Origin of the sequence: Serratia sp. CY47444 (assembly GCF_052168635.1) — a bacterium.
In the GTDB taxonomy this organism is placed as follows: Bacteria; Pseudomonadota; Gammaproteobacteria; order Enterobacterales; family Enterobacteriaceae; genus Serratia; species Serratia bockelmannii.
Map to the genome: position 1 here is coordinate 113237 of NZ_JBJNMH010000017.1, position 8605 is coordinate 121841.

Annotated in this window: 7 protein-coding genes and 2 pseudogenes; 5 read left to right on the forward strand and 4 right to left on the reverse strand. The window is 57.4% G+C overall.

The genetic code is table 11. The annotated features are described in order from the left end of the window. Positions 1-78: 78 nt before the first annotated feature. Both ACJ8IL_RS19770 and ACJ8IL_RS19775 read right to left on the reverse strand, forming a co-directional pair. A complete protein-coding gene (locus ACJ8IL_RS19770; protein ID WP_442516777.1) occupies positions 79-3141 on the reverse strand; it encodes an autotransporter outer membrane beta-barrel domain-containing protein in 3063 nt (1020 codons plus the stop codon). 195 nt (positions 3142-3336) lie between these two features. Continuing rightward, positions 3337-3651, reverse strand: coding sequence for a hypothetical protein (locus ACJ8IL_RS19775; protein ID WP_025303891.1), 315 nt, complete (start codon positions 3649-3651; stop codon positions 3337-3339). 175 nt (positions 3652-3826) lie between these two features. Here ACJ8IL_RS19775 and ACJ8IL_RS19780 point away from each other — a divergent pair, with 175 nt between their 5' ends. Both ACJ8IL_RS19780 and ACJ8IL_RS19785 read left to right on the forward strand, forming a co-directional pair. Continuing rightward, positions 3827-4459 carry a response regulator transcription factor gene (locus ACJ8IL_RS19780; RefSeq protein WP_049204885.1) on the forward strand — a complete coding sequence of 211 codons (633 nt, stop codon included), beginning with the start codon at positions 3827-3829 and terminating at the stop codon, positions 4457-4459. Next, the gene (locus ACJ8IL_RS19785) at positions 4456-6255 is read left to right on the forward strand and encodes an ATP-binding protein (protein WP_442516778.1); all 1800 of its coding nucleotides are present in this window, start codon (positions 4456-4458) and stop codon (positions 6253-6255) included. Before ACJ8IL_RS19780 ends, ACJ8IL_RS19785 begins: the two co-directional genes overlap by 4 nt. Here ACJ8IL_RS19785 and ACJ8IL_RS19790 read toward each other — a convergent pair. Continuing rightward, positions 6252-7085, reverse strand: coding sequence for an enoyl-CoA hydratase/isomerase family protein (locus ACJ8IL_RS19790; RefSeq protein ID WP_406903717.1), 834 nt, complete (start codon positions 7083-7085; stop codon positions 6252-6254). The genes ACJ8IL_RS19785 and ACJ8IL_RS19790 overlap by 4 nt on opposite strands. A gap of 122 nt (positions 7086-7207) precedes the next feature. Here ACJ8IL_RS19790 and ACJ8IL_RS19795 point away from each other — a divergent pair, with 122 nt between their 5' ends. After that, positions 7208-7570: a winged helix-turn-helix transcriptional regulator gene (locus ACJ8IL_RS19795; protein ID WP_442516779.1), complete on the forward strand. Its 363-nt coding sequence runs from the start codon at positions 7208-7210 to the stop codon at positions 7568-7570. Positions 7571-7662: 92 nt separating this feature from the next. Here the strand turns inward: ACJ8IL_RS19795 and ACJ8IL_RS19800 are convergent. Then, positions 7663-7797: pseudogene (locus ACJ8IL_RS19800) on the reverse strand (type II toxin-antitoxin system RelE/ParE family toxin); the annotation flags it as partial. A 192-nt stretch (positions 7798-7989) separates the two neighbouring features. Between ACJ8IL_RS19800 and ACJ8IL_RS19805 the strand changes: the two are divergent. Next, positions 7990-8181 (forward strand): annotated as a pseudogene (locus ACJ8IL_RS19805) (hypothetical protein); the annotation flags it as partial. Positions 8182-8402: 221 nt separating this feature from the next. Next, positions 8403-8605 (forward strand): ORC-CDC6 family AAA ATPase (locus tag ACJ8IL_RS19810; RefSeq protein ID WP_442516780.1); only part of this gene is annotated, 203 nt, incomplete at its 3' end.

Below are 8605 nucleotides of genomic sequence, written 5' to 3' on the forward strand. Positions count from 1 at the left end.
GGCCGCCACTGCGTTCTCACCATAAAAAAGGCCCGCATCAAGCGGGCCTGCAAGTACCAGAGAAGTCTAGAGGAAAAATCAGAACGACCAGCGCAGGTTGGCGTTGACCGAATTAACGCGAGTATCGGCGCCAAATTGCCCCTGATAGCCGACATCCAGTGTCGCGGCGTGCGACAGTTTCACGCTCACACCGATATCGCCCACCATCACGTTGTCATCCACGGCCTGGCCCTGCGTGACGAACGCGTCGCTGCCGGCAAACGCCATGCGCGATGAAGTGTTCTTATCGCCGTAGGCGTGCTGCCAGCCGAGTGAGCCGTAAAGGCTGACGTTCTTCGGCAGTTCGGTCACGCCGCGCACCCCGAGCGTAGAGTAGAAGGTGTTCATCGTTTCATTGCGCACGCTCAGCGCCGCCGCGCCACCCGACTCCTGGAAGCTGTCGGTATGCAGGCGGATGTAGCTCAGGTTGATGAACGGTTCGACGTTCATCTCCGGCTGGCCGAAACGGTAACCCGCTTCGGTGAACGCCAGCAGCGAGTTCGCGTCATAATCCGACTTCAGCCGATCCGAGAAGCCGCTGAAATCGACGTTGCGCTTGCCTTCAATCTTATGCCAGGTGTAACCCAGCGCGCCGCGCAGCGAGAACGCATCCTGCTGCCCCGCCGCATACAGGCCGAGGTGGTAGTTGTCGGTATCGGCCTTGGAACGGCGGCTGTCGACGTCGTAGTCGCCGCGGCTGTAACCAAAGTAGCCGCCGATGCGCACGTTATGGTCCGCCAGCTTGCGATCCGCCCCCAACAGGAAGCCGGTGGTGTTGCCATCCAGCTTGCCCACGTTGCCGTTGCCGCTGTTTTTGCCCCAGGAACTGAAGGTTTGCCCCCAAACGCCGCTGTTTTGCGCCTGCGCCGGTTGCACCAGCGACATCGCCAACGGCGGTATCGGCAGGCTGTCATTGTCGAACAGGCGCAGCATGCGCTGGTTCAGCACGTTGAACAGCTGGGTGCTGCCGGCGATCAGGTTAGACTGCATCGACGGATAGACTTCACCGGACAGCTGATTGAACGCCTCGCGCGCTTCCGGCGCGCTCAGCAGCAGCAGCGAGTTATACAGCGCCAGCGAAGGGCCGCTCTGCGCCAGCGTCGAGAGCGCGCCAGCGGTATTCCACTGGTTGCCGCTCTCGGCCACCGTTTGGAAAATGCCCGGTTTGCCGCTGCCTGGATTCTCGCCCCCCGGATTTTCACCGCCTGGGTTTTCTCCGCCCGGATTCTCGCCGCCTGGATTCTCGCCCCCTGGGTTTTCCCCGCCCGGATTCTCGCCCCCTGGATTCTCACCGCCTGGGTTTTCCCCACCCGGGTTCTCGCCGCCAGGGTTTTCACCGCCCGTGTCTTTCTGCGCGATGGTCAGATCCACGGCGTTGGCGCTGTGGTTCAACGCCACATCGAGGAAGGCGGACTTGGAAACCGCCGACGCGAACTGGCCGTCAATGCCGCCGTCCGAGGTCAGAATGCGGTAGCTTTGGCCGGTTTTATAGCTGGTTTGCGGATCCAGCGCCGTAACCTGCACCTTGGCCTGATCGCTGATGGTGGTTTTGCCCGCCACCAGCAGTTGATCGCTGCGGCCGTCGCCGGCGATATCGACGTCATAGAAGGATTCGCCGATAAAGTTCAGGTAGCGTTTCAGCGTCAGCGTGCCGATATTGCCGTCGCCGGGCGAGATATGGCCGCCGGACAGGATCTCGGTCTGGCCCAGCGTGCCGTTGCCGCCCAGCGTGCCGCCGGCCTTGATCGACGCGGCGCTGCTGTAGCCCTGCCCGTTATTGACGTCGGAACCCGCCGTCGCATTGAGGATCAGCGTGCCGCCGTTTTCGGCGCTGAGGGTTTGGATCTCGAAAATGTCGTCTTCTTTCTGGGTATTGATGTCGCTGGCGATGATGAGCTTACCGCCGCGCGCGGTGACGTTTGCCTGCAGGCCAGTGAGATCGCCGTTCAGCGTCGTGTGCCCGGCGGTGTTGATCACCTCGCCTTCGCCGCTCATCTTGTTGCTGAAGACGTAATTACCGTCGGTATGGTTAAAGTACACATAGCTGCGGAACAATCCGCCCCGCAGGGCGATCGCCGTCTGGGCATCGATAGTGCCAGCAGCGCCCGCCGCGCCGAGCGTCGGCTCGGTCAACCCGGTGCCGGTATCCATGTTGCCGCGGCTGCCGATAATCAGCGCGCCGCGGTTAGAACCGGAACCGGTCTTGCCCAGCACCACTTCGTTGCCGCCGGCGGAGAATGTCCCGCCGTCCATGACCGCCAACACGCCATTGCCGTAATCGCCGACGTTGACGCTGCTGCCGCTGGTAAACCGTGAGCCGCTGCCGGCGATCGTCAGCTCGGCGGTTTTACGCGCGCCGGAGACGCCCGCCACCTGAATATTACCGACGTTGACCACGCCGCCGTTCAGCACGTCCAGATCGCCGTAAAGCGTGAGCGCACGGCCGACGTTCCATTGGGAATTAGCCCCCGTGACCGTGGCTTTCGGGCTCAGCATATCGCTCTCGCCCGGCCCGCTGCCATTGCCGATGCGTGCGTCAAAGGCGGTATTCAGCACCGCGCCGTCTTCAATCGCCAGCGTGGATCGTGCCCCTAAATCGGTGCCGACGCTGAGAAAATTGCTGGTGACGCGAGAACCGGCGCCGGTGGCGATAAGGTGGCTGTCATAGCCACGGGTGGTGCCGACCACGATCTCTTTCGCGCTGGCCAGCGCACCGTCTTCAACCCGCAAGGTGCCCCGCCCCAGATTCAGGCCGCCACGCAGCACGAACTGATCGTTCACCGCGTTCAGCTCGGCGTTCGGCCCGCGGACCGTGACTACGCTCTCATGAATTTGGCCGTTGAACATCCGGCCAATATTGATGTTATAGGCGCTGATCTTGCCATTCTCGATCAGCAGATTGCCGCTTTGATTGCGGCCGACGTAAACGTCCCCGGTGTAGGCCAATGATTCGGTAATTTTTGAGTCGCCGTCAAAAATGGCATCGTCTGCGCGAGCGATATCGGCGGGCGCCAGCATCAACAGCGGCGCAGAAAATAGAGCGAGGTAAAGTTTGGAAAGCGGTGTACTAACCGCTAAAGGGTGCGATGTCTTGTCATTCACGGGCTATCTCCGTACTCGTTAGCGTGATGTCGCGAAATTTATTGTTATAGGAAAACTCAATACACTAGAGGAGGTGTGAGGCGTTATTTCGCGCACGCCGGTTTAGTGATCGTCGAAGCAAAAGCTTATTGCCCCCCGGCGCTGGCGCTCCGACGATGGAAAACCAGGAAGCGGCAATACCGCCCCCGAAGCGAATTATTTATGCGTGACCACCGGCGTACAGGTCGGCGCGCTCAGCGACGGCGACGAACCTAAAATTCCCGGCATCATCAGCGATGAGCAATCAAAAATACGGCCTTTTTCCGTGGTGGCGCGATAAGAAAGTTTTTGGCCGCCCAGCGCATCTGGCTGTGCGCCATTGACGTTGGTCACGGTAATTTCGTCCGATGAGCCCAGGCCCAGCATTTTGGCGGTTTCCGCCTGCAGTAATGGAATGGCCTGATCGGTTTTCAGGGTGGAACAACCGGCTATCATCATCGTAACGGTTAAAGCGATAAGTGGTTTCTTCATAAATTATCCTTTATAACCAATCAGTTAAAATTACCGATTAGCTTTATGTTTTCTCTTATCCAAATCCTCGAATAATATATTTCCCTTTCCTAAACGAAAAAACCCTCCTAAAGTAGGGAGGGTTGATAATAATTCATCAGACCTATCTGATATTTGAAGGCGAAAGGAGAATCCTTTGGGGCAGGATTATGCGTTGGTCGTTGATGACCATCCATTGGTAGCAAGCGGTATCGCCAATTTTCTCAGCACGCATTGCCGATTCAAACAGGCGCATGTGGTGACCAATGAAGAGAATTGTTACCGCCATATTAGGGAAAATGGCCCACCGCGTTTACTGGTGATTGATTTTTGGCTCTCTTCCGGTACGGCGTTGAAATTACTCAAAGAAGTAAAACAACGTTATCCGCAGGTGCGGATTTTGGTGGTCAGCGGCGACGAGAATAACGATATCTGGCAGAAAGTGCACAATGCCGGCGGGCATGGGTTCGTGTTAAAAAATGAACCGCCAGAATTATTCGCCAGGGCGGTTTTTGCGCTGAATAACAATCAGGAATGGTTCCCGGAAGGCAATGAAGCCGCCATTAAAAACAACCATGACCATTTAAATAAATTCAATTTAACGCCGAGGCAATTAGACGTATTAACTATGATGCTGCGCGGCCTGCCAAATAAAAGAATTGCGACGCAACTGTCTATTTCCGAGCCGACCGTCAAAGAGCATATCAGCAATATATTGAAAAAGATCGGCGTCAACAGCCGAGTGGAAGCCATCACGCTGTTGCACGGCAAACGGGATCCGTCGTCATGAGGTTTTTCCAGCATTTACAAAATGATGGCATCTCCCCACGCGCACAGATCCGCCTGCTGGACAACACCTTCATGCGGCTGGTGTTCAGCTTCACCGCCGTGCCCTTCGTCGGCATTCCGTTCGCCATCTGGATTTATTTGCTGGGTGATGAACTCGGCCCAACCATTACCTGGATCATCGTTTACCTGCTATGCGCCGTGGCGATCCGAATAGGACATCGTCGCTATCTGCATGAGGCCAAAGAAAATGATGAAGACACCGTGCTGCGCCGCTGGCTGCCGCGCATTAATAAGGTGGCGTTTATTCACGGGTTGGGGATCTCATCACTCTATTTAATTACGCCGCAGACCCATAACTTTGACTTTTTCCTGCTGCTCAATATCAGCATCGCCGCGATCGTCGCCGCCAACGCAACGCACCTGACGCCCGTCATCAGCACCTTTACCCGCTTTTTCTTCGCCTCCTGGGGGCTGCTGAACCTCGGCATCATCTGGCGGCTGGAAGACGTGATGTTCATCGTACTGATGCTGAACTTGCTGTACGGCTTCGCCATTTACCGCCACGCATTAACCTCGCATGCGTTCTTTATCCAGCAGGCGCTGCTCGAAGAACAAAGCTCGCGCCTGGCGGAGCAGTTCCGCCAGGCTAAAGAAGAGGCGGAACAGGCGCTGTTGGACAAGAACCAGTTCCTGACCACCGCCAGCCACGATCTGCGCCAGCCGGTGCACGCCATGGGTTTTCTGATCGAAGCCATCATCCACAAAAACCGGGACGACAGCCTGACGCCGCAACTGCTGGATCTGCAGCAGAGCGTGCGCTCGGTGCATTTGATGTTCAATTCGTTGCTCGATCTCAGCAAGATCGAATCCGGCAACGTGCGCACCGCCGCCACCCATGTGGATATCGGCGCCCTGCTCGACTCGGTGGTCACCCTGTTCCGCGAAGAGGCCAACAGCCGCGCCCTGGCGCTGCGCACCTGGCGGCCTAGACGGCGTATCAGCGTGATGGGCGATCCGCTGCTGGTGCGGCAATCGCTGATCAACCTGATCCAAAACGCCCTGCGCTACACGCAACGGGGCGGCGTGCTGATCGCCATCCGCCCGCGCGGCGCCGAGTGCCTGGTGGAAGTGTGGGACACCGGCGTGGGCATCGCCGACGAAGAGAAAAGCAAAATCTTCTCCCCTTACTACCGCCCCGAACTGGCGTGGAAAATCGACAGCGCCGGCCACGGGCTGGGGCTGGCGGTGGTGGCGCGCTGCGCCAAGCTGATGAAGGTGAAGTACGGCATGCACTCCGTCGAAGGCAAAGGTTCGCGCTTCTGGATGCGCTTCACGCAATACAGCGGCGAAGACAAAGCGCCGGACACCGCGGCCGCCTACGACAACACCGCCACGCCTATCCGCTATGCGCCGCTGCGCGGCGCCTGCCTGGTGGTGGACGACGATCCCTTGGTGACCTCCGCCTGGGAGAGCCTGATGAGCACCTGGGGCATCACCGTGCGCTGCGCGGCCTCCGCCGAGGAGGCCTTCGCCATTGTCGAGGACGGTTTTACGCCGTTCGCCGTGCTGTGCGACCAGCGCCTGCGCTCCGGCGAGAGCGGTTTCGACATCCTGAAAGCGCTGTTCGAGCGCCTGCCGGACGTGAGCGGCGCGATGGTCAGCGGCGAGTTCAACTCACAGATATTGCAAGAGGCCGAGCAGGAAGGCTATCTGGTGCTGCGCAAGCCGCTGGAGCCGGCCAAGCTGCATGCGCTGCTGACGCAGTGGGGGGCGGGCTGGCGCGAGGCGGTGCCTTAGCGGGCAAGATGCCGCAGCAGGCCTTCAAGGTTGCGCTCCCCCTCCGGGGTTTGCGCACCGGCTTTCAGCCCACCGCGGATCAACCGCTCCGCGGCCGGGCGTGCGAACAATCCCGCCCAGGCGTCGTGCTCGCGATAAAAACCGGCCTGCAGATCCGGTGCAGGCATCGCCTGTTTGGCCGCCGTAATCACCCCCGCAGGCAATGCCGCGATATTGCGCGCTAACCGCTCGACGAAATCATCCAGCTCGGCGGCAGGCAAGGCGCGGTTAATCCAGCCGTAGCGTTCTGCGGTAGCGGCATCGATGAGATCGGCGCCCAGGATCACTTCCAGAGCGCGGCCGCGCGTCATTCGGCTCGTCAGATACTGCGTCGCACCGCCGCCGGGCGTAATGCCCATCAAGGCCTCGCACTGGGCCAGCCCCGCCGCTTCCCGTGCCGCGAAAGCCATATCGGCCGCCGCCACAAACTCGGCGCCACCGCCGCGCGCCAGCCCGGCCAGCTTAACGAGAGTGACCTGCGGCTGGCTACGCAGCAGCTCGCCAAACGCCTGGAACGGATTTAGCCCCTCCGGCGCGTTGCTCGCCAGTTCGTCGAAAGCGTGCGGCTCATCGATCAAGGTCATGTCGACGTGAGCAATAAAGAACGCTGGGTTCGCGCTCTGGAACACCAACACCCGCGTATCCGGATCGTCACGCACCGCGAGCAATAAACGGCTGATTTCCGACATCAGCGCCACATCAAGCACGTTTACCGGTGGGTTATCGATAGCGATCGTCATCACGCCGTGCGCATGAGACAGCCTGAGCTTGCTGAAATCTGTATCTGTCATCTCAATGTCCTTTTACCTGGGGTACAAGTGCGGGTTTTTCACGCCGTGTGTCGAATGGTATACTTTGCATACTTGGCGTCAATTACGCACCTTAAGCATCCCAGGGATGCAGGAGGATACCGATGGATACGACCGACCTTGTTTACCGCGCCGACTGCCCAAGCCGCATCGTGCTCGATCAGATTGCCGATAAATGGTCCATGATGGTGCTGGAAGTGCTGCGTGAACCGCAGCGCTTCAACGCCATCAAGCGCCGTTTGGATGGCGTCACGCAACGCGTGCTGACCCAGACGCTGCGCAAGCTGGAACGCAACGGCATGGTGCATCGCAAAGTGTTGGACGGGCGGGTGCTTGGCGTCGAGTATTCGCTGACGCCGCTCGGCAAATCCCTGCAGGGGCCGTTCTCGGTACTGTTCGACTGGACGTTAGGGAATATTGAGGCGATTCAGGAGTGCCAACGTAAGTATGATAAGCAGGACGAGTGAAGCGGTTCCCCATAGTCTTTCACTTGCATGAAAACGAGGGTTAGGAGCCGATCGGGTTATCAGGCCGTGATCAGACGCTTAAACAACAGCAATTAGATGTCCTGCCGGTGTGACAAGATAGCATGGGCAGTCAAAGTGGCTGCTTCTACGGAATACAAAACCCGGTAACCTTCTGCGTGATTAAACTCCCGGTACTTTGCACAGCCAATCTTCAGCAGCTCAGGGCAAATCTAGCATCCCTGCGGGAACAGGCTAACGGTATTCTCAAACTGAGGGAGTATTTCCGTGATCACCGGGCGGGATTCGACTTCAACGCGACGGAGAGGGTTCGCTATTGAGTCGCCGTGTACTCAAATTCCATTGTAATCCCTTAATTCCGTCTAAAGCGCCTTAAAAACACGGCACGGGGCAAGAGCGTCGAACGCCTGCCGGACGTGAGTGGCGCGATGGTCAGCGGCGAATTCAACTCGCCGATCCTGCAAGAGGCCGAGCAGGAAGGTTATCAGGTGCTGCGCAAGCCGCTGGAGCCGGCCAGGCTACATGCATTGCTGACGCAGTGGGGGGCGGTTAAGGGTGGTTTGGCACCTCCTGAAACACTGTTTGCGTACTAATAATATAAAAACTTTATTTAATACCCACCCTGTCAATAGATTATTTTGATGTTAAATAAAAAAACAAGATATAGTTTCAAAAAAAACAATAACACTCTAACACTATAATCATTGATATTTGTAAGTAGGGAGAAAAATGATAGCTTAGATCAAATAATCATTTTACTTGCAATCTCTGACTGAGCTACGGAAAGACTATCAGATTAAAATGGCGGAAAATTATGAGAAATGTCAACTCAATAATAATGATACTAGCTAAACGAGCTGAAAAATTACAAACTGAGCATCTGATCAAATCCTTCGTTGATGTTGGCCCTACATATACATTACTTTCAAGCACAGATAATCAAATAATGTTTGGACGGAGAGGGACCGGAAAGACACACTTCTTAGCAGTGCTCAACAATGAAATATCTAATCGAGG